The organism is Methylobacterium sp. CCH5-D2, from assembly GCF_001556475.1.
In the GTDB taxonomy this organism is placed as follows: Bacteria; Pseudomonadota; Alphaproteobacteria; order Rhizobiales; family Beijerinckiaceae; genus Methylobacterium; species Methylobacterium hispanicum.
The window spans coordinates 1-19,839 of the sequence record NZ_LSIX01000490.1; the positions used below are offsets into that span (position 1 = coordinate 1).

At 72.1% G+C, this 19,839-nt stretch carries 17 protein-coding genes; 10 read left to right on the forward strand and 7 right to left on the reverse strand.

Going from position 1 to position 19,839, the window contains the following annotated elements:
• Both AX737_RS12455 and AX737_RS12460 read left to right on the forward strand, forming a co-directional pair.
• Positions 1–721 (forward strand): neutral zinc metallopeptidase (locus AX737_RS12455; protein ID WP_066921749.1); only part of this gene is annotated, 721 nt, incomplete at its 5' end.
• Between the two features lie 37 nt (positions 722–758).
• Complete coding sequence (locus AX737_RS12460) at positions 759–1,184, forward strand: TIGR01244 family sulfur transferase (protein ID WP_066921751.1); 426 nt, start codon at positions 759–761, stop codon at positions 1,182–1,184.
• A 259-nt stretch (positions 1,185–1,443) separates the two neighbouring features.
• Here the strand turns inward: AX737_RS12460 and AX737_RS12465 are convergent, their stop codons facing one another.
• Positions 1,444–2,013, reverse strand: coding sequence for a TetR/AcrR family transcriptional regulator (locus tag AX737_RS12465; RefSeq protein ID WP_066921752.1), 570 nt, complete (start codon positions 2,011–2,013; stop codon positions 1,444–1,446).
• A 99-nt stretch (positions 2,014–2,112) separates the two neighbouring features.
• Here AX737_RS12465 and AX737_RS12470 point away from each other — a divergent pair, with 99 nt between their 5' ends.
• From AX737_RS12470 to AX737_RS12480, 3 genes are read left to right on the forward strand one after another with little or no spacing between them, the layout of a single operon-like run.
• Positions 2,113–3,201, forward strand: a complete 1,089-nt coding sequence (locus AX737_RS12470) for an efflux RND transporter periplasmic adaptor subunit (protein WP_066921754.1) — start codon at positions 2,113–2,115, stop codon at positions 3,199–3,201.
• Entirely contained in the window at positions 3,198–4,271 is a 1,074-nt protein-coding gene (locus AX737_RS12475; RefSeq protein ID WP_066921756.1) for an efflux RND transporter periplasmic adaptor subunit, read from the forward strand. Before AX737_RS12470 ends, AX737_RS12475 begins: the two co-directional genes overlap by 4 nt.
• A gap of 1 nt (position 4,272) precedes the next feature.
• On the forward strand, positions 4,273–7,380 hold the full coding sequence (locus AX737_RS12480; RefSeq protein WP_066921758.1) for an efflux RND transporter permease subunit: 3,108 nt from the start codon (positions 4,273–4,275) through the stop codon (positions 7,378–7,380).
• A 7-nt stretch (positions 7,381–7,387) separates the two neighbouring features.
• Here AX737_RS12480 and AX737_RS12485 read toward each other — a convergent pair whose 3' ends face one another.
• Both AX737_RS12485 and tsaA read right to left on the reverse strand, forming a co-directional pair.
• Positions 7,388–8,089 carry an SGNH/GDSL hydrolase family protein gene (locus AX737_RS12485; RefSeq protein ID WP_066921760.1) on the reverse strand — a complete coding sequence of 234 codons (702 nt, stop codon included), beginning with the start codon at positions 8,087–8,089 and terminating at the stop codon, positions 7,388–7,390.
• Positions 8,086–8,583 carry a tRNA (N6-threonylcarbamoyladenosine(37)-N6)-methyltransferase TrmO gene (gene tsaA, locus AX737_RS12490; RefSeq protein WP_066921762.1) on the reverse strand — a complete coding sequence of 166 codons (498 nt, stop codon included), beginning with the start codon at positions 8,581–8,583 and terminating at the stop codon, positions 8,086–8,088. The genes AX737_RS12485 and tsaA overlap by 4 nt, the downstream gene beginning before the upstream one ends.
• 144 nt (positions 8,584–8,727) lie before the next feature.
• Between tsaA and AX737_RS12495 the strand changes: the two genes are divergently transcribed.
• The 3 genes from AX737_RS12495 (at position 8,728) to AX737_RS12505 (ending at position 12,397) form a co-directional block, all read left to right on the forward strand.
• Positions 8,728–10,197: an AMP nucleosidase gene (locus AX737_RS12495; protein WP_066921773.1), complete on the forward strand. Its 1,470-nt coding sequence runs from the start codon at positions 8,728–8,730 to the stop codon at positions 10,195–10,197.
• A gap of 181 nt (positions 10,198–10,378) precedes the next feature.
• Positions 10,379–11,032 carry an ABC transporter ATP-binding protein gene (locus tag AX737_RS12500; protein ID WP_066921763.1) on the forward strand — a complete coding sequence of 218 codons (654 nt, stop codon included), beginning with the start codon at positions 10,379–10,381 and terminating at the stop codon, positions 11,030–11,032.
• Positions 11,033–11,155: 123 nt separating this feature from the next.
• A complete protein-coding gene (locus AX737_RS12505; protein ID WP_066921765.1) occupies positions 11,156–12,397 on the forward strand; it encodes a capsule biosynthesis protein in 1,242 nt (413 codons plus the stop codon).
• 24 nt (positions 12,398–12,421) lie between these two features.
• Here AX737_RS12505 and AX737_RS12510 read toward each other — a convergent pair whose 3' ends face one another.
• The 3 genes from AX737_RS12510 to AX737_RS12520 all read right to left on the reverse strand — a co-directional run bounded on the left by AX737_RS12510 (position 12,422) and on the right by AX737_RS12520 (position 16,657).
• Complete coding sequence (locus AX737_RS12510) at positions 12,422–15,706, reverse strand: DEAD/DEAH box helicase (protein WP_082773009.1); 3,285 nt, start codon at positions 15,704–15,706, stop codon at positions 12,422–12,424.
• A 239-nt stretch (positions 15,707–15,945) separates the two neighbouring features.
• Positions 15,946–16,227 (reverse strand): DUF2312 domain-containing protein, encoded by a 282-nt coding sequence (locus AX737_RS12515; protein ID WP_066921779.1) that lies wholly within the window; start codon positions 16,225–16,227, stop codon positions 15,946–15,948.
• A gap of 172 nt (positions 16,228–16,399) precedes the next feature.
• Complete coding sequence (locus AX737_RS12520; RefSeq protein WP_066921767.1) at positions 16,400–16,657, reverse strand: hypothetical protein; 258 nt, start codon at positions 16,655–16,657, stop codon at positions 16,400–16,402.
• A gap of 393 nt (positions 16,658–17,050) precedes the next feature.
• Here AX737_RS12520 and AX737_RS12525 point away from each other — a divergent pair, with 393 nt between their 5' ends.
• Positions 17,051–18,049, forward strand: a complete 999-nt coding sequence (locus tag AX737_RS12525; protein WP_066921769.1) for a GTP-binding protein — start codon at positions 17,051–17,053, stop codon at positions 18,047–18,049.
• Between the two features lie 162 nt (positions 18,050–18,211).
• Here the strand turns inward: AX737_RS12525 and AX737_RS34345 are convergent, their stop codons facing one another.
• The gene (locus tag AX737_RS34345) at positions 18,212–18,376 is read right to left on the reverse strand and encodes a hypothetical protein (protein ID WP_197430557.1); all 165 of its coding nucleotides are present in this window, start codon (positions 18,374–18,376) and stop codon (positions 18,212–18,214) included.
• A gap of 230 nt (positions 18,377–18,606) precedes the next feature.
• Between AX737_RS34345 and AX737_RS12530 the strand changes: the two genes are divergently transcribed.
• Entirely contained in the window at positions 18,607–19,602 is a 996-nt protein-coding gene (locus AX737_RS12530) for a PAS domain-containing protein (RefSeq protein ID WP_066921771.1), read from the forward strand.
• Positions 19,603–19,839: the final 237 nt, after the last annotated feature.

The following is a 19,839-nucleotide window of genomic DNA, read 5'->3' on the forward strand; positions in this document are numbered from 1 at the left end:
CCGGGGCGGCGGCCAGAGCCGCGAGGAGCGCGTCGATCCGCAGACGCAGCAGCGCCGCAATCAGAAGCCGACCGACGATGCCGGCCGCTTCGCCTCGAAGATCCTGGGCAACACCGAGGACGTCTGGAACCAGATCCTGCCCAACCAGACCGGCAAGCAGTACACGCCCACCACGATGGTGCTCTATACCGGGGGCACGCGCAGCGGCTGCGGCTCGGCGCAGGCCGCGATGGGCCCGTTCTACTGCCCGCTCGACAAGAAGGTCTATCTCGACACCTCCTTCTTCAAGGAGATGGCCACCAAGTTCGGCGTGAAGGGCGATTTCGCCTACGCCTACGTGATCGCCCACGAGGTGGGCCACCACGTGCAGGACGTGCTCGGCATCCTGCCGAAGGTCCAGGCGCGCCAGCAGCAGGCGTCGAGCAAGCGCGAGGCGAACGCGCTCTCGGTGCGCGTCGAGCTGATGGCCGACTGCCTCGCGGGCGTCTGGGCCAAGAACTCGAACGACAAGTGGAACGCCCTGGAGCCCGGCGACATCGACGAGGCGCTCCAGGCGGCGAGCGCCATCGGCGACGACAAGCTGCAGGAGGCCTCCCAGGGCTACGCCGTGCCGGACTCCTTCACGCACGGCTCCTCGGAGCAGCGCAAGCGCTGGTTCATGGCCGGCTACAAGAGCGGCCAGACCCGCTCCTGCGACACCTTCCGCACGGCCAACAATTGACGCCGACGCCCGCGCGCCACGCACGTCGAGAATCGCGATGAAGATCACACCCGTCACGGACAAGCTCTCGGTCGCCGATCAGCCGAGCGAGGCGGAGATCGCCGCGCTGGCCGGGCGCGGCGTGCGCCTCGTGATCAACAACCGGCCGGACGGCGAGGAGGCGGCTCAGCCCGGCTCCGCGGCGGAGCGGCGGGCGGCCGAGGGTGCCGGGATGGCCTATCTCGACCTGCCGGTGACGGGCCCGACCATCACCCGTGAGGCGGCCCTGCGCTTCCACGAGGCCGTCGAGGCGTCGCCCGGCCCCGTTCTCGCCCATTGCCGCGGCGGCACGCGCTCCCTCACCCTCTGGGTGATCGGCGAGGTCCTGGCGGGGCGGATGCGGCGCGAGGACGTGCGCGCCTTCGGGACGGAGCGGGGGTTCGACCTGTCAGGCGTGGTGGCCTGGCTCGACGCGAACGCCTGATACGGTCTCCGGTTGATCGGTTCGGCCGGCCGCGGTGAGCCGCGCCGCGCCCCCTCTCCCATAGGGAAAGGGTTGGGGGGAGGGGTATGACCTCACAGGACTGAACACGCGGTCGATGCGCGTTCAGGTCCAGCCCTCATCTGTCACGTCATACCCCTCACCCGGCATTCTGCGAAAGCGGACCTCTCCCTATGGGATGGGGACCCGTGCTTCGTCCTGAGACGATGCCTCAAACCGAACTCTTCGACCGGGAACGGTATCAGCCCCCATCTCCCTCCACCGCCAGGATCCGCGCCTGCGCCTCCAGCGCGTCGAACAGCCGTCCGGCCTCCGCTCCGTCGAGCCTGTGGAAGCCGAGGGAGCGGGTGAGCATCAGTCCGAGGATCGAGAAGATCAGCGCCTCGCCCGCGCCGGGCCGGCAGCCGAGTGCGGCCATCTGCTCCAAGAGATCGGCCAGGAAGGCGCGGAAGCCCGCCACCGCCGCGGGGTTCTCCGCGGACGCGACCAGAAGCGCGTCGGGAAAGCCGCATTCCTCGGCATAGACCTGCCGCGCGTGTGCGACCGCCGCCAGCGGCAGCGCCGCCGGCCCGGGTGGCTGTTCGGCCAGCAGCGCGGCGATGCCGTCGCGGATCAGCCCGACGCGCCGCGCGGCCAGCGCCGCGATCAGCGCGTCCTTCGAGGCGTAGTGATGCAGCACCCCGCCCTTGCTCAGGCACGCCTCCGCGGCGACGGCATCGATCGTCAGCGTCCGCGCGTCGGAGCGGCGCAGCAAGGCCTCGGCCGCGTCGAGGATGATCTGCGCGCGATCCGCGCGCCGGATGTGCGCCATCGTACCCTGTCCGTTGAGAAACCGTCTGGACGGTCGGTAGAATAGCGGATATGTCGGCGCCGCGATAGACCGCAGCCCCGTTGCGAGGTTCAGGCAGCCGTGTCCGGATCGTACCCGAAGTCCTGCGCCTTGCTGGGCCTCCTGGCGCTCGCCGGCGGCGCGCCCGCCGCCGCCTCCGAAGCTGTGCCGCTCCTCGCACAGACGCTCGTGCGCACGCAGGTCGCCGCCGAGACGTCGGTCGCCTCCGAGGCGGTCTTCACCGGCGACATCCAGGCTCAGGCGCAGACCAGCGTCTCGTTCCGCACCAGCGGCAAGATCGCCGAGCGCCAAGTCGAGGTCGGCGATCACGTCACCGCCAACCAGGTGCTGGCGCGTCTCGACCCGCAGGAGCAGCGCGCCAACCTCGCCAACGCCGAGGCCGTGCTGGCGTCGGCGGAGGCGCAGGCGACGCAGGCCAAGCTCACCTACGAGCGCCAGAAATCGCTGCTCGCCAGCGGCTTCACCACCCGTCCGAGCTACGACAACGCCGAGCAGCAGCTGCGCGTCAGCCAGGCCGCCGTCGAGTCGGCCAAGGCCGCCCTCGGCACGGCCCGCGAGCAGTTCTCGTACACCGAGCTGCGGGCCGGCGTCGCCGGGATCGTGCTGAGCCGGTCGCTGGAGACCGGTCAGGTGGTGCAGGCCGGGCAGTCCGTCCTCACCGTCGCGCAGGACGGCCCGCGCGACGCGGTCTTCAACGTCTACGAGGCCCTGTTGGCGGGCCCGCCGGCTTCGGGGACCGTCGAGGTCACCCTCCAGGCCGATCCGGATGTGCGCGGCGTCGGCACCGTGCGCGAGATCGCGCCGAGCGTCGATCCGGCCTCCGGCACGGTGCGGGTGAAGGTCGGGCTGCGGGAGACGCCGCCCGGCATGTCGCTGGGCGCCGTGGTGATCGGGCGCGGCCGGTTCGCCGAGCGCAGGGCTGTGGTCCTGCCCTGGTCGGCCCTCTACCGCTGGCGCGGCCGGCCCGCGATCTGGGTGCGCGACCCGGCGACGAGCACCGTCGAGCCGCGCGTCGTCGCGATCGAGCGCTACGCCCCGGATTCCATCGCGCTGAAGGACGGCGTGAGGCCGGGCGAGGAGGTCGTGATCGCCGGTATCCAGTTCCTGCGTCCCGGCCTCGCGGTGACGCTCGCGGAGGCCGGACGATGAGACGTCCGATCGCGATCGCCGCCCTCGGCCTGCTGGCGCTCGGCGGCTGCAAGCAGGAGGCGGCCGAGGCGCCCGCGCCGGTGCGCCCGGTGCTCTACACCGTGGCCAAGGTGGTCGATACGAAGCGGTTCGGCCCCTTCGCCGGCACGATCGAGCCGCGCTACCAGTCCCAGCTCGGCTTCCGCATCGGCGGGCGCGTCGTCGCGCGCGACGTCACGGTGGGCGACGTGGTCCGCAAAGGGCAGCGCCTCGCCGCCCTCGACCCGATCGTGACGCGCTTCACCCTGACCCGGGCGGAGGCGGACGTGGCCGACGCCACCGCCCAGGCGGAGAACGCCGCCGCCACCGAGGCGCGCGTGCGCCGCCTGTTCGAGGGCGGCAACGTCACCCAGGCCCAGCTCGACACCGCCACCGCCAACCGCGACACCACCCAGGCGCGGCTCGCCCAGATGCAGGCCGGCCTGCAGAAGGCGCGCGACCAGATCGGCTACACCGAGCTGCAGGCCGATTTCGACGGCGTCGTCACCGAGCGCCGGGCCGAGGTCGGGCAGGACGTCACCGCCGGGCAGACCATCGTGACGGTGGCCCGCCCCGAGGTGCGCGAGGCGGTGGTCGACATCCCCGAGGACCTCCTCGGCGCCATGCCGCGCGACGCGCGCTTCACCGTGGCGCTCCAGAGCGCCCCCGAGGTCACCGCGACCGGCACCGTGCGCGAGGTCGCCCCCTTCGCCGACGCGAGCACCCGCACCCGCCGCATCCGCATGACGCTGCAGGACCCGCCGGAGGCGTTCCGGCTCGGCGCGACCATCACGGTCGGGCTGACCCGCAAGGTCCCGCCGCACGTCGTGCTGCCCGAGGCCGCGATCCTCTCGGCGGAGGGCCGGGACGCGGTCTGGGTGGTGGACGCCGCCGGCACCCGCGTCGCGCGCCGGCCGGTCACGGTCGCGGGGCGCAGCCAAGGCTTCGCCGCCCTGACCGGCGGCGTCGAGCCCGGCGAGCGCGTCGTCGTCGCCGGCACCCATTCCCTGAGCGAGGGCCAGACGGTCCGGCTCGCCGACGAGGCTCTCTGAGATGCACGCGCCGCGCGACGCGTCCGACGCCCCGGCGGGCACGGGCTTCAACCTCTCCGACTGGGCGCTCGGCCACCGCTCCTTCGTCTGGTTCCTGATGGGCGTCTGCCTGCTGGCCGGCGCGCTCGCCTACGGCAAGCTCGGCCGCGAGGAGGACCCGCCCTTCGCGATCAAGACCATGGTGGTCCGGGCCGTCTGGCCCGGCGCCACGATCGGCGACACGCTGGAGCAGCTGACCGACCGGATCGAGAAGGAGCTGCAGCAGATCAACGCGCTCGACTACGTGCGCAGCTACACCACGCCCGGCAACGCCACGGTGTTCGTGCAATTCCGCGACACCACCAAGAAGGCCGAGATCCAGCCGGCCTTCTACCAGGTGCGCAAGCGCCTCGGCGACATCCAGGGCAGTTTCCCGCAAGGGGTGCAGGGCCCGTTCTTCAACGACGAGTTCGGCGACGTCTACGGCAACGTCTACGCCTTCACGGCCGACGGGCTGACCCACCGGCAATTGCGCGACTACGTCGAGGGCGTGCGCACCGAGATCCTGAAGGTGCCCAACATCGGCAAGACCCTGCTGCTCGGCACCCAGAAGGAGACGATCTACCTCGACTTCGCCACCCGCAAGCTCGCCGGCTACGGCATCGACATCCAGTCGCTGATCCGCACGCTCCAGACCCAGAACGCGGTCACCGCCTCGGGCGTCGTCCAGGCCGGCCCCGAGCGCGTCTCCGTCCGGGTGAGCGGGCAGTTCGCCTCGGAGGAATCGCTGCTCGGCCTGAACCTGCGCGTCAACGACCGCTTCTTCCGGCTCTACGACGTGGCCGAGATCAGCCGCGGCTACGAAGACCCGCCGGCCGCGATGTTCCGCGTCGACGGCAAGCCGGCGATCGGCCTCGCGATCGCCATGCGGCCCTCCGCCAACCTCCTGCATTTCGGCGAGGATCTGAAGGCGCGCATGCGGCTGATCGAGGGCAAGCTCCCGATCGGCGTCGGCGTCCACCTCGTCTCGGACCAGCCCAAGATCGTCGAGGAGGCGGTTGGCGGCTTCACCAAGGCGCTGGTCGAGGCCGTGGTGATCGTGCTCGGCGTGAGCTTCGTGAGCCTCGGGCTGCGCGCGGGCCTCGTGGTCAGCCTGTCGATCCCGCTCGTGCTCGCCATCACCTTCGTGGTGATGCAGGTGATGGACGTGACGCTCCAGCGCATCTCGCTCGGCGCCCTCATCATCGCGCTGGGCCTCCTCGTCGACGACGCGATGATCACCGTCGAGATGATGGTGGCCCGCCTCGAACTCGGCGAGAGCCTGCGCAAGGCCGCGACCTACGCCTACACCTCGACCGCCTTCCCGATGCTCACCGGCACGCTGGTGACGGTGGCGGGCTTCCTGCCCATCGGCTTCAACGGCTCGTCGGCGGGCGAGTACACCTACTCGCTCTTCGTCGTGATCGCGGCCTCGCTGCTCGTCTCGTGGATCGTGGCCGTGCTGTTCGCGCCGCTGATCGGCGTGACCCTGCTGCCGAAGACGATGAAGACGCACGCGTCCCCGGAGGGCCATGCGGGCGCGCCGCCTCCCGGCCGGCTCGCGGGTGCCTTCCTGGCGGTGCTGCGCGTGGCCATGCGGTTCCGCTGGACGACCGTGGCGATCTGCGTCGCGCTGATGGGGGTCGCCCTGTTCGGCATGACCCATGTCCAGCAGCAATTCTTCCCGGCCTCGGACCGCACCGAGATCCTGGTCGACATGACCCTGCCGCAGAACGCCACGATCACCGAGACCAAGTCCCAGATGGACCGCTTCGAGGAGCGGCTGAAGGGCGATCCCGACATCGAGCGCTGGTCGTCCTATGTCGGCCAGGGCGCCGTGCGCTTCTACCTGCCCCTCGACCAGCAGCTGGACAACGCCTTCTTCGGGCAGATCGTCATCGTGACGAAGTCGCTGGCGGCGCGCGACCGCGTGTTCCGGCGCCTGGAGGCGTTCGGCAAGCGCGACTTCGTCGGCACCGACGTGTTCGTGAACGCGCTCGCGCTGGGGCCCCCGGTCGGACGCCCGATCCAGTATCGGCTGAGCGGGCCCGACATCCAGGTGCTGCGCGAGCAGGCGCTCGGCCTCGCCAGCGTGGTGGCGAAGAACCCGCACGTCGCGGTGCCGACCTTCGACTGGAACGAGCCCGGCAAGGTGCTCAGGGTCGAGATCCTGCAGGACAAGGCGCGCCAGCTCGGCGTGACCAGCGAGGACATCGCCGGCATCCTCAACGGCGTCGTCGGCGGCACCACGATCACGCAGGTGCGCGATTCGATCTACCTCGTGAACGTGGTGGGCCGGGCGCGGGCGGCCGAGCGCACCTCGCTCGACACGCTCCAGAGCCTCCAGGTCACGCTCGCCAACGGCACGGCGGTGCCGCTGCTGGCCTTCGCCCGGATCGACTACGACCTCGAGCAGCCGATCGTCTGGCGGCGCAACCGCGTGGCGACGATCACCGTGCGGACCGCGATCACCGACACGACGCAGCCGCCGACCGTGGTGGCGGCGCTGAAGCCGGAGATCGACGCCTTCGCGAAGGCCCTGCCCGAGGGCTACACCCTGGAGACCGGCGGCGCCGTCGAGGAGGCCGCCAAGGGCCAGGGCCCGATCGCCGCGGTGGTGCCGGTGATGCTGCTGACCATGGCGGTGTTCCTGATGATCCAGCTGCAAAGCTTCGGGAAGCTGCTGCTGGTGTTTTCGGTGGCCCCGCTCGGGCTGATCGGCGTCGTGCCGGCGCTGCTCCTCTTCGACAAGCCGATGGGCTTCGTGGCGATCCTCGGCATCCTGGCGCTGATCGGCATCATCGTGCGCAACGCCGTGATCCTGGTGAGCCAGATCGAGGAGTGCGAGGCGGAGGGGCTGGCCCCCTGGGACGCCGTGGTGGAGGCCACCCGCCACCGCATGCGCCCGATCCTGCTGACCGCGGCGGCGGCGAGCCTCGGCCTGATCCCGATCGCCCGCGAGGTGTTCTGGGGCCCGATGGCCTACGCGATGATCGGCGGCATCCTGGCGGCGACCGCCCTGACGCTGCTGTTCCTGCCCGCGCTCTACGTCGGCTGCTACCGCATCCGGCCGCCGGCACGGGAGGCGTGAGGCTATCTCACGGGGCGGTTGGTCCGCAGATCTCCGCTTCCAGCGCCTGCATCACCGGCCGGTAGGCCGCGACGTGCAGCCCGTTGCCCATCGCGCCGGGGAGCGCGAAGCCGGTCTCCCCGTCCCGCAAGCTTGCGTAGGGATCGGCGATTCGGCAGCCCAGTCGGGCGCAGACAGCCCGCAGGCGCGCCGAGTAGGGAGCCACCGAGCTCGCATCGAGCCGCCCGCCGAGCGCGCGCCCGATCGGCGGCAGCGCCGCCACCACCACCCGGTCCGCGTGCCGCGTGAGCGTGAGCAGGATCCGCTCGCTCGCCGCCTCGAACCGTACGGCGTTCTCGGCCCGGCCCGGCCGGTTCTTCGCGACGAGGTCGTTCGTGCCGATCGCCAGCACGGCGGCGCGGGCGCGGCGGGGGAAGCGCAGGCCCGCGAGGAAATCCGCGTAGGCCTCGGCATTCGCGCCGGCGATCCCGCCGTTGACGAGTTCGAGCCCGCAGGGGCGCTGGGCCGGGCTCTGCAGCTCGGCCTGACTGTCGCCCGCGACGAACACGAACCCGGCCGGTGCCTCGTCGAGATGCTGCTGGACCGCGGCGAGGCGGCCCTGCCCGTACTGGCGCGCATCCAACGCCGGCCCGCGAACGCTCCCGCCGAGGATCCAGCCGAGCCCGACGAGCAGGCCCGCGGCCGCGACGGCCGCGACGGCGCGCCTCACCGCGTGCCCGCGCGGTCCACCGTCGCCTGCGGCCGCGCGTCGGTCGTGGCGTAGTACGGCTTGATGTCGAGGAGGGGCGTGCCGTCGAGGCAGTCGAGGCCGCGCACCCGCAGGCTGTCGCCCTCGCGCCTGAGGAGTTCGACCACGGCCAGCGCGATCGGGTTCGGGCGGGCCGGCGAGCGTAGCGAGAAGGTGCCGCGGCTGCCGTCCGCGTGGCGCGGCCGCTGGCGGACCAGCGTCCGGTCCGCCCGGTCCATCCAGTAGAGCAGGATCAGGTGGCTCGCGCCCTCGATGTCCTGAAGGGCCGGCGCGTAGGGCGGATCGACCACCGCGGTGCAGACCGCCTCGCTCTGCGTCCCGTTCTTCGGACACGCGGCGCGCCGCGTCCACGGCGTGCGCAGGCGCCCGATGAAGTGGAGGCCCGCGTCGAAGCGCTCGGGCAGCGCCACGCTCTCCTCGCCGGGCCGGGGCCCGAAATCGTCGTCCTGGCTCACGGGGTGCCTTTCGGGGTCATGCGTCGCCTCCGCGTTTCGGCCACCCGGGGCCGCGCCGCAAGCCGCGACGCGGGGTGTGCCCGCGCGGTATAAGGGACGCTGGCGTGCTGGAAGGAGAGCGGCTTGGTCGAGGAATTGCGGCCGATGGAGGCCATTGCGGAGGTGGGCGTCGCGGTCGAGCGCCTGGTCGCCCTGCACGCGGAGGCGACGCAGGCCCTGCGAGCCGCGCTGGCGCGCTATCTCGACGGCGGGGCGCCGCCGGACGCGGCCGAGCGGCTGAAGTTCCGCTATCCGGAGATCCGCGTCACCTACCAGCCGAGCGGACCGATGCCGCGGATCAGCCGGGCCACCGGCAAGCTCCAGGCGCCCGGCACCTACGCCACGACCGTGACGCAGCCCGCGCATTTCCGCGAGTACCTGATCCAGCAGCTGCGGCCGCTGGTGGAGGATTACGGGGTCTCGCTCGAGGTGGGGCTCAGCGCCCAGGAGATCCCGTACCCCTACGTGCTGGAGGCCGGCATCGGCCCGAGCCGGCGGGCGCCGGACGGCGCCGACCTCGCCGCGTGGTTCCCGGTGCCGCTGCTCTCGGTCGTCGGCGACGAGGTGGCGGACGGGCTCTGGGAGCAGCGGGGCGACGCCCCGCGCCCGCTCGCGCTCTTCGACGCGGTGCGCGTCGACTACTCGCTGCGCCGCCTCGTACACTACACGGGCAGCGACTGGGCCTGCGTCCAGCCCTGGATCCTGCTGACGAACTACCACCGCTACGTCGATCAGTTCGTCCGCCACGGGCTGGAGCGGCTGGCCTCGGGCGCGGAGGGCTTCGAGGAACTGATCCTGCCCGGCGGCGTGCGGGTGAGCCGGGCCGAGGCGGCCTCCGCGGATCCTGCAGCCCTCATCGCGGCCTCGCCCTGGCACCGCTTCCAGATGCCGGCCTACCATCTCGTGGCGCGCGGGCCGGACGGCGCCATGCAGGGCACGACGCTCGTCAACATCGGCGTCGGCCCCTCCAACGCGAAGACGATCACCGACCATCTCGCGGTGCTGCGCCCGCATTGCTGGCTGATGGTCGGCCATTGCGGAGGCTTGCGGCAGTCGCAGCGCATGGGCGACTACGTGCTGGCCCACGGCTATCTCCGGCGCGACCGCATCCTCGACGCGCTGGTGCCGCCCGACGTGCCGGTGCCGGCGCTCGCCGAGGTGCAGCTCGCCCTCCAGGCGGCCGCGGCCGAGGTGACGGGCGAGGACGGCGACGCCCTCAAGCGGCGCCTGCGCACCGGCACCGTCGTCACCTACGACGACCGGAACTGGGAGTTGCGCTTCACCCAGGAGCGGCGGGTGATCAACCTCAGCCGCGCCATCGGCGTCGACATGGAGAGCGGCACGATCGCCGCGCAGGGCTACCGCCTGCGCGTGCCCTACGGCACGCTCCTCTGCATCTCGGACAAGCCGCTCCACGGCGAGATCAAGCTGCCGGGCGCGGCCAACGCCTTCTACGAGCGGGCGGTGGGCGAGCACCTGCGCATCGGGCTCGCCGCCCTCGACGTGCTGCGTGCCGACCGCCACGGCCTGCACTCGCGCAAGCTGAGGAGCTTCGACGAGCCGCCGTTCCGGTAGGGCCGCCGGTTCCGGAGGAGGCTCCAAGGATCGCGGATCCCGCTGTCCCGCACGGCAGGGAGGCGGGACCCGCGCCCCGTCCAGGCGAGGCGCGCCATCCTCAGATTCGCCGCTTTCACCGGCCAAGCCGCGCACCGAACCCGCCCGCCAGGGCGGCGCCATCCCGCAGGGCCCCTTCCCGGTGATCCGCTTCGACAACGTCACCAAGATCTACAAGACGGACGGCCACCGCCGCACCATCCTGGAGCGGGTCTCGCTGACCCTGAAGCCCGGCATCAGCTACGGCATCCTCGGCATCAACGGCGCCGGCAAGTCGACCACGATGCGCCTGATCGGCGGGGTCGAGGATCCGACCCGGGGCCGGATCCACCGGGGCCTGCGGGTCTCCTGGCCGCTCGGCTTCGGCGGCGGCTTCCACCCGCAGATGACGGGGCGCGACAACGTCATCTTCGTCGCCCGCATCTACGGCGAGGACCCGAAGCGGGTGCTCGAGTTCGTGGAGGATTTCTCCGAACTCGGCAGCTATCTCGACGTGCCGATCCGGACCTACTCCTCCGGCATGGGCGCGCGCCTCGGCTTCGGGATGAGCATGGCGATCCCGTTCGATTGCTACCTGATCGACGAGGTCACGGCAGTGGGCGACGCGCGCTTCCAGAAGCGCTGTACCGAGGTCTTCTCCCAGCGCCGCAAGAACGCCGACGTCATCATGGTCTCGCACTCGATGGAGACGATCCGCGAGTGGTGCCAGCAGGGCATCGTCCTGCTCAACGGCCGCGCCATCGTGTACGAGGACGTCAACGACGCCATCGAGGTCTACCGCCGCCTGAACGCCTGAACGCCGGGCGGGCGCGAGGACTGCGCTGGCGGACCGTGGCGTTTGCGGACATGGTTTCGCCGCGCGGGCATGCGAGGCGACTCGCCCCGGACACGGCCCCCGGACCTGGACACGAACAGCCCCATGAACGTCGAGATCCGCAACCCGCAGGGTCAGCCGCTTACCACCGCGGACAAGTCCAACGCGGTGGCCGAGTCGCTCCGGCAGTTCGCCCGGATGTCGCGCTTCGCCGACCGCCGGAAGGGCATCCGCTCCTACCAGAGCCACGTGAAGCGGGACCCGTGGCTGCCCGTGCTGTTCGTGGTCTGCTTCGTGCTGCCGACCCTGATGGGAGCGGTCTATTATGGGCTGATCGCCTCCGACCGCTACGTCACCGAGGCGCAGTTCGCGATCCGCCCGGCGCTCGGCGGCTCCGAGAAGGCCAACCCGGACTCGGTCGGCACCAACTCGGGCGTGCCCAAGGAACTCATCGCCCAGGACACCCTGATCACCTACCAGTACGTGCTCAGCCGGCCGATGCTGGAGACACTGGAGAAGGAACTGCCGCTGCGCGCGTGGTTCAGCCGCGACAGCATCGACATCCTCTCCCGCTTCAATCCCGAGAAGCCGATCGAGAGGTTCCTGCACTACTGGCGTGAGCGTGTGGCCATCACCGTCGAGTCCGGCTCCGGCGTCATGGTCCTCACGGTCAACGCCTTCGACCCGCAGGAATCGTTCACGCTCGTCCAGGCCATCCTGAAGGAGGCCGAGGCGGTGGTGAACCGGCTCAGCCTCAACGCCCGCATGGACGCGGTGGCCGAGAGCAACCGCGAGCTGAAGCTCGCCGAGGACCGCATGCGCAAGGTCCGCCTGGAGGTGCGCGACCTGCGCAACCGCGACGGCGTGCTCGACGCGCAGAAGACCAACGAGGCGAACCTGAAGACGATCGGCGAGCTGCGCGCTGCCCGCGTCGAGAAATCGATCCAGCTCTCGGTCGCGCAGCGCGACCTCGGGCCGAACTCGAACCGCATCATCGAGATGAAGACGCAGATCCGCGATCTCGACGAGAACATCGCGCGGATCGAGCGCACCGCGACGAGCCAGGACGCCGAGCAGAAGCGCGTCCTCGCCGACGCGCTGACCCGCTTCGAGGCGCTCGACAACGAGCGCAAGAACGCCGAGAAATACTACGCCGCCGTGCTGGCGGCCAACGAGCGCGCCCGCATCATCGCGGCGCGCCAGATCGAGTTCTTCAGCCTGATCGTGCCGCCGGTGATGGCCGAATCCGCGACCCAGCCGCGGCGCCTGCTGATGATCTGCATCGTCGCGGCCGGCTCCGCCGTGGCGTTCGCCGGAGCCCTGTTCGCCCGCAAGCAGATGGCCTGACGGGCGGATGCGCGGGCGGCGGCGTCAGGCCGCCGCCTCGCAGGCCTCGGCGATGCGCTCCAGCAGCTCCACGGCGAGGCGGCCGCGCTCGGCCGCGTCCCGCGTCGTGCATTTCAGGATCACCCGGCCGTCCCGCACCGCGAGGTCGCCGTCGAGCGCCAGCGCCCGGATCCGGCCCGCCTCGCGAAAATCCGCCGCGACGCCCTGCGGGCCGCCGCTGAGCCGGCTGATCCCGAGCGCACCGCACTGGACCCGCAGCCGCGCGAGCGTCACCAGCGTCTCGACCCCCTCCGGCATCCGTCCGAAGCGGTCGTCGGTCTCGGCGCAGAGCGCGTCGATCTCCTGGGTCGAGCCCACCCGCAGCAGGCGGGTGTAGAGGCCGAGCCGGATCTCGGGCTCGGGCATGTAGTCGTGGGGGATCGCCCCCTCCAGCCCCAGGTTGATCTCCGGCCGCCAGTCCTCCGCCGGCTCGCCCTTGGCGGCGCGGAGCGCCAGCTGCAGCACGTGCTGGTAGAGGCCGAGCCCGATCAGCCGGACGTGGCCCGCCTGGGCGTCGCCCACGAGGTCGCCCGCGCCGCGGTGGTCGAGGTCGCGCGCCGAGATGGTGAAGCCCGCCCCCAGCCGGTCGAGGGCCTCGAGCGTGCGCAGGCGCTTCTCGGCGCCGGCGGAGAGCGGGCGCTCGGGATCGTTCAGCAGGTAGGCCGCGCCCCGGCGCTGGCCGCGCCCGACCCGGCCGCGCAGCTGGTGCAGCTGCGCCAGCCCGAAGCGCTCGGCGTTCCAGACCAGCATCGTGTTGGCCCTCGGCACGTCGAGCCCGCTCTCGATGATGGAGGTTGCGAGCAGCACATCGCCCGCGCCGTCGGCGAAGTCGATCATCGCCGCGTCCATCGCGGCGGCCTTCATCTCGCCGTGCGCCAGGACGATCGCGAGTTCGGGCACGATCGCCCTCAGGCGTTCGGCCATCGGCTCGAGGTCCTCGATGCGCGGGCAGACCACGAAGCTCTGGCCGCCGCGGCGGTGCTCGCGCATCAGCGCGGCCCGCACCGTCTCGGCCTCGAACGGCGCGATCACCGTGCGGATCGGCTGACGCACCGCGGGCGGCGTGGCGATCACGCTGAGCGCCCGCAGGCCGACCAGCGCCGATTGCAGGGTGCGGGGGATCGGCGTGGCGGTGAGCGTCAGCACGTGGCCGCCGCCCGCGAGCGCGCGGAGCGACTCCTTCATCTTCGCGCCGAAGCGCTGCTCCTCGTCGATGACGGTCAGGCCGAGATCCGCGAAGGCGACGCCCTTGGCCGCGAGCGCGTTGGTGCCGACGACGACACGGATCGAGCCGTCGGCGAGCCCCGCCTTCACCCGCTTCGCCTCCGCCGGGCCGACGAGGCGCGAGAGCTGCGCGACCGCGATCCCGAAGCGGCCGAACCGCCGCTCCAGCGTCTGCACGTGCTGGCGCACCAGCACGGTGGTGGGCGCCACCAGCGCGACCTGCTTGCCCGCGAAGACGGCCGCCGCGATCGCGCGCAGCGCCACCTCGGTCTTGCCGAAGCCGACATCCCCGCAGACCAGCCGGTCCATCGGCCGGCCGGAGGCGAGGTCGGTCAGCACCGCGTCCGTCGCGGCGGCCTGGTCCGGCGTCAGGCTGAAGCCGAAGCCCGCGCCGAAGCGCTCCATCTCCCGCTCCGGCGGGCGCAGCGCCGGGGCACTGGCATCGGCCCGCTCCTGCGCCAGCCCCACCATGACGCGGGCGGTGCGGGCGATGGTGGCCTCCGCCTCGCTGTGGCGCCGGCGCCAGGAGGCGGAAGCGAGCTTGTCGAGGCCGACCGCCTCCGGGTCCGAGCCGTAGCGCCAGACCCGGTCGGCCTGGGTGACGGGCAGCATCAGCACGTCGTCCCCGGAAAAGCGCAGGCGCAGGGCCTCGCTCCCGCCGACCCGCTCCAGGCCCTCGAAGATGCAGAGCCCGTTGTCGCGATCGACCGCGACGTCGCCGGTGCGCAGCTCGACCTCGCCGAGCGGCAGGGTCGCGGCCCGCTGTCCCGCCGCGCCGGCGTGCTGGCCGTAGAGGTCGGCCGCCGCGAACACGCTGATGCCCGCCTCCGGCACCCGGAAGCCCGCATCGAGCGGCAGAGCGAGCGCGACGATCTCGCCGGGGCGGGCGCGCTCCGCCGTCGCCCAGTCCGGCACGGACCGCACGCGGCGCTCGCCCGAGCGCTCGGCCTGCCGGACCAGACGGCGCAGCGACCGCTCCGGCCCGGCGAGCACGATCCGGTCGCCCGCCCTGAGGCGGTCCCGGAGCGTCTTGGTGAAGGCGGCGGTCGGGCGCGACTGGCGCACGAAGGCGGCCAGGGACGCGTCCGCCTCCTCGGTGGCAGCCGCGAGCCGGCGCTCCCTGAGGAGCCGCGCCCACTCCTCCGGAGCGAGGTAGAGCGGATCCTGATCCGCCCGACCCCGAGCCTGGCCGCCACCCTTGGCCGCCTCGCCGCTCTCGCGCCCGTCCGCGATCTGCTCGAAGAAGGCCTCGGCCCGCGCCTCGGCCCCGGCCTCGACCACGAAGCGGGCCTCGGGCAGGTCGTCGAGCAGGCAGGGCAGCGCCGGGTAGAACCGGGCGAGCCCGTGCTCCTGGCCGGTGAAGGGCTGCAGGCGCTCCTCGGAGCCGGGGGCGAGGATGATCTCGGTGGCCGGGTCGATCACCAGCTCCGCGGTCTCCTCGTGCGAGCGCTGCGTCAGCGGGTCGTAGGCCCGGATCCGCGCGACCCGGGCGCCGTCGTGCTCCACCCGGCAGGGCAGGGGGGAGGCGGCCGGGAACACGTCGAGGGTGCGCCCGCGGATCGCGAACTCGCCGGGCTCGTCCACCCGGTCGTCGAGGATGTAGCCGAGGCGCCGGAGCGCGGCCGTCATCGCCTCCGCGTCCAGGGTGTCGCCGACGCGGATCAGGACGCGGGCGTCCGCCCAGGTCGCGGGCGGCGGCACCCGCTGGATCAGGGCCGGCGGCGTGGTCAGCACGATGTCGGGTCTATTCTCCGCGTCGGTGAGCCAGCGCAGCACGCCGGCCCGCGCGCCCATCACGCCCCGCGACGGCGAGGCGCGGTCGTAGGGCAGGCAATCCCAGCCCGGCAGGATGGCGACGCCGAGATCCGGGGCGAGCGCCCGCAGGATCGCGGCGATCGCCTCCAGGCGCCGCTCGTCGCGGGCGACGTGGACGAGCGGGGCGCCCTGCCCGGCGAGGCCCAGCAGGGCCACCGCCAGCGCGCCGGTGGGCACGAGCGGCGCCTCGGTCTCGGGCTGGGTCTCGGCTCTCGTCTTCCGCTTGGCCATGGGTGCTCGATGGGTGCTCGATGGATCGCAGGGGCCCTCGCAGGCGGCACCCGCCGCTGCCCGCGGCCGCTGCCCCCTCGCGGCGATGTCCCTTCAGAACCCGCGAGCCCCACTCCCGGGTCCGCGCCCGATGGCCGCGCTCCCCAGGATTCGGGCGGCACCGTTCCGGCGCGGCGGCCGGCCGCTGCGGGAGCCCCCGTGGGACCCCGCGCCGGCCGGCCGTCGCGCGGCCGCGGTGGTCAGGCGGCCTGGGCGATCGGTGCCGGGCTCGGTGCGTCCATGGCGCGCAGGTAGAGTTCGAGCAGGCTCTCCTGCTCGTCGCGCTCGTCCTTGTCCTGCTTGCGCAGCTTCAGGATCTCCCGCAGCACCTTCACGTCGAGACCCTCGCCCTTGGCCTCGGCGAAGATCTCCTTCTTGGCCTCCATCAGGTCCTTGATCTCCTCGTCGAGCCGCTCGATGCGCTCGATGATGGAGCGGATGCGGTCGCCCGCGACGCCCACGGTGTCGATCGTGTCGGACATGCTCATTCCTCTGCTGATCCGGGCGCGCACCCTCCCGGAACAGGCTGACCAGATCGTTAAGGGCGGGGGATCGCGCGGCTGCGCGGCGGCTTTGCCTCGTCCGATCGAGTCCTCGCGCCCGCAACGCGGCCGGGGCGCGCTCCGCGGAGCGTGCGCCGCGGCCGGCGCCGGATCACACCGACGCGCGCGCCGACGCGGCCGGACGCTGCGGGTCGCCCGTGCGGGTCGCCTCGGCGCGGGCGCAGGCCAGGAGGCGGGCGCGGCCGGCCCTGTCGATCCGCTCCCAGAGCTTCACCAGTTCGAGGGCCTCGCCGAGGGCATCGCTCTCCGGCGCCCGGAAAGCCTCGACGGGGCGGCCGACGAGTTCGGCGATCCGCGCCAGCCGCTCGTCTGTCGCATCGCCGGTCCGAAATGGGGTCCCATCAATCATCGCGGCCTCCGGTGCGCGTGTCGGCCGGCATCTGGTCGACATCATGCCTGAGCCGCCCGGGATGGTTGGGAGTGACGTCGTGGTTCATTCGGCGGACCCGGTCGTTGGGTGTTGGAATTTACCCGCCTGGGTTGAACAATGCCACGGAAATCTGCCTCGGTGGGCCGCAAATTTTTGTTCAAGTCACGGAAAGTCCTACGAAAGCCGGCCCATTGCTGAACAATTTCTGTTCATTTCCAGAGTGGGGCGTTCTCCCGCGGCCTCGGCCTGCGCCGGCCTCCCGCCGCCTTCCATCCGGCGCGCGCGTAACGATATGACAGGTCACGGCCTCGCCCCCGGGCGCGGCGCCCGCGGGCGAGGAACCCGCCCGAAGAGTGAAGCCGAAGGGAAGCCATGTCCGACGCCCCGTCCCCCGCTGCCACGTCGCCGGCCTCGGCCAAGATCCCCGTCACGGTGCTCACGGGCTATCTCGGCGCCGGCAAGACGACGCTGCTCAACCGGATCCTCACCGAGAACCACGGCCGGCGCTACGCGGTGATCGTCAACGAGTTCGGCGAGATCGGCATCGACAACGACCTCGTGGTGGGCGCCGACGAGGAAGTGTTCGAGATGAACAACGGCTGCGTCTGCTGCACGGTGCGCGGCGACCTGATCCGGATCATGGACGGCCTGGTGAAGCGCCGCGGCAAGTTCGACGCGATCATCGTCGAGACGACCGGACTGGCCGATCCCGCCCCCGTCGCCCAGACCTTCTTCGTCGATCAGGACGTCGGCGAGGCCGCCCGCCTCGACGCCGTCGTGACGGTGGCCGACGCCAAGTGGCTGACCGACCGCCTGAAGGACGCACCCGAGGCCCGCAACCAGATCGCCTTCGCGGACGTGATCCTGCTCAACAAGTCCGACCTCGTCACGCCGGCCGAACTCGACCGCGTCGAGGGGGAGATCCGGGCGATCAACCCCTTCGCCAAGATCCATCGGACGAAGGACTGTGCCGTCCCCCTCGACGCGGTGTTGGAGCGCAACGCCTTCGATCTCGGCCGCATCCTCGATCTCGAGCCCGAGTTCCTCGAGGCGGGCCACCATCATCACCACGACAGCGAGATCCGGTCGGTCTCGGCCCGGATCGACGGGCCGGTGAACCCGGAGACGTTCATGCCCTGGATCTCCAACCTGACCCAGGTCCAGGGGCCGGACATCCTGCGCTGCAAGGGCATCGTCGCTTTCCCGGGCGAGCCGAAGCGATTCGTCTTCCAGGGCGTGCACATGATCCTGGACGGGGATGTGCAGGCCGAGTGGCGCGCCGACGAGCCCCGGGTCTCCCGGGTGGTGTTCATCGGGCGCAACCTCGACGCGGAGGCGATCCGCGCCGGGTTCGAGAGTTGCCGGGCCTGAACGGGTCCCGGCGCCCGCCGGGCCGGCCGGGGGCCGGCCCGGGGATCAGGGCACGGCGGGCGCGCGGCTCCTCGGTCGGGCTTCGGCGGTGAGCCGGCCGCTGGGTACTCGCCCGCTCGCGACTTGCCCGCTCGCGACTTGCCCCTGGTTACTTGTCCCTGGTTACTTGCCGCTCGGCGCGGCGGTGCTGCCGGTCGAGGCGTTGCCGCCGCTGTCGCCGGCGGGCGCCCCCGGCGTCGAGGTGTTGCTCTGCGCCTGCGCGGCCGAGAGGCCGCCGGCCGCGAGAGCCAGAACCAGGAGCGGGGCGGACAGGATCTTGAGGGCCATGGACTGAGATCTCCCGTGAGGCCGAAAGGGCACTCGTTCCGAAGCCAACGGAGCCGGACCGCCATCCGTTCCGTTCCGCGTCGGGCGCGCACCGGGCCGCAGCCGCCGGGGCGGAACGGAGTCGGGACGCGCCGCCCGGTTCCCGTGCGGGGCCTCATCGAGAGCCTGTTTTTCTACTAAAAGTTGTGCTAGCGATCGCGTTTCCAGTCGCGGGGCACGCGCACCCACAGATGGACCGCAGCACGATCGAGCCGGGCGAGATCTCCGCGGAAGTCGCCGCCCTCCTGCAGCATCCGGCCATGCGCAAGGCGCCGCAGCTCTCGGCCTTCCTCGGCTACATCGTGCGCGAGAGCCTCGGCGGGCGCGGCCATCGCCTGAAGGCGTACACGATCGCCACCCAGGCGCTGGGGCGCCCCCCGGATTTCGATCCCGTCACGGACGCCATCGTCCGCGTGGAGGCGCGGCGGCTGCGGGGCGTACTCGCCGCCATCTACGATGAGCCGGGCCGCGTCGGCAGCGTACGGGTCGAACTGCCGCGCGGCCATTACGAGCCCGTGTTCCGCCGAGCCGGCCGTCCGGGGGCCGTGCCGGGCGCCGCCACCGGGGGCGTCATCGAAGACGTCATCGGGGATGGCGTGGGCGGCGCGGTGCGTATCCCCGACCCTGGGAGCGCCCTGCACGAGAGCGAGCAACGCTACCTCGCGCTGGTTCGGGCGAGCGCGGTGATCGAGTGGCGGGCGGCGCCCGACGGCCAGATCACGCACAGCTACGGCTGGACCGAGCGCACCGGCCAGGAAGCCGAGATGTTCCTGGGGCGCGGCTGGCTCGACGCGCTGCACCCGGACGACCGTGCGCGCACGCTCGGGATCTGGGCCGCCGCGCGACGCGTCCGCGAGCCCGTGGAACTCGCCTACCGGGTGCGCCACATCGACGGCGACTACCGCTGGATGCAGGTGCGCGAGGTGCCGGTCGAGAACGTCGACGGCTCGATCCGCGAGTGGGTCGGCACGGTGGTGGATGCGCCCGGCCCGGCGGAGGCGAGCCCGCTCGTCCTCGACGGGCTCGCCTCCGCCCGCCGTCTCGGCACGATCCACGAGATCCTGCACGCCGCCCACGGGGCGGCGTCCCGGGCGTCGGCGCGGCGGGACGCGGAGTTGCGCCGGCTCGCCGACGGCCTGCGCCGGCACGGCCTCTTCATCGGGGATCGGCCGCCCCCGGCGCCCTGAGGTCCCGGCCTCCGTTCACGGCGGCGCGATTCCGTGGGTCTAAGATTTAACGTTAAGCCCGGCTTAAGTTCTTGCGTTCATCCTTTCGATTGTCTTCCGGAGCGTGCGAACACAGCTTCCGGCTCGCATTCGAGTGAAGGAAACGTTAATGGCCCGCTCCAAGCACTCGGCCTTGGTGCGCCGCCTCGCGCTCGCAGCGAGCGTCGGCGCGCCCTGCCTCGCCCAGGCCGCCGACCT

Coding starts and splice junctions, on each gene's coding strand:
- AX737_RS12465 (WP_066921752.1), bottom strand. CDS start 2,013: ATGGCGCACATCCGGCGCGCGGATCGCGCGCAGATCATCCTCGACGCG.
- AX737_RS12525 (WP_066921769.1), top strand. CDS start 17,051: ATGTCCGACGCCCCGTCCCCCGCTGCCACGTCGCCGGCCTCGGCCAAG.
- AX737_RS12520 (WP_066921767.1), bottom strand. CDS start 16,657: ATGATTGATGGGACCCCATTTCGGACCGGCGATGCGACAGACGAGCGG.
- AX737_RS12475 (WP_066921756.1), top strand. CDS start 3,198: ATGAGACGTCCGATCGCGATCGCCGCCCTCGGCCTGCTGGCGCTCGGC.
- AX737_RS12480 (WP_066921758.1), top strand. CDS start 4,273: ATGCACGCGCCGCGCGACGCGTCCGACGCCCCGGCGGGCACGGGCTTC.
- AX737_RS12460 (WP_066921751.1), top strand. CDS start 759: ATGAAGATCACACCCGTCACGGACAAGCTCTCGGTCGCCGATCAGCCG.
- AX737_RS12530 (WP_066921771.1), top strand. CDS start 18,607: ATGGACCGCAGCACGATCGAGCCGGGCGAGATCTCCGCGGAAGTCGCC.
- AX737_RS34345 (WP_197430557.1), bottom strand. CDS start 18,376: ATGGCCCTCAAGATCCTGTCCGCCCCGCTCCTGGTTCTGGCTCTCGCG.
- AX737_RS12505 (WP_066921765.1), top strand. CDS start 11,156: ATGAACGTCGAGATCCGCAACCCGCAGGGTCAGCCGCTTACCACCGCG.
- AX737_RS12510 (WP_082773009.1), bottom strand. CDS start 15,706: ATGGCCAAGCGGAAGACGAGAGCCGAGACCCAGCCCGAGACCGAGGCG.
- AX737_RS12495 (WP_066921773.1), top strand. CDS start 8,728: ATGGAGGCCATTGCGGAGGTGGGCGTCGCGGTCGAGCGCCTGGTCGCC.
- AX737_RS12515 (WP_066921779.1), bottom strand. CDS start 16,227: ATGTCCGACACGATCGACACCGTGGGCGTCGCGGGCGACCGCATCCGC.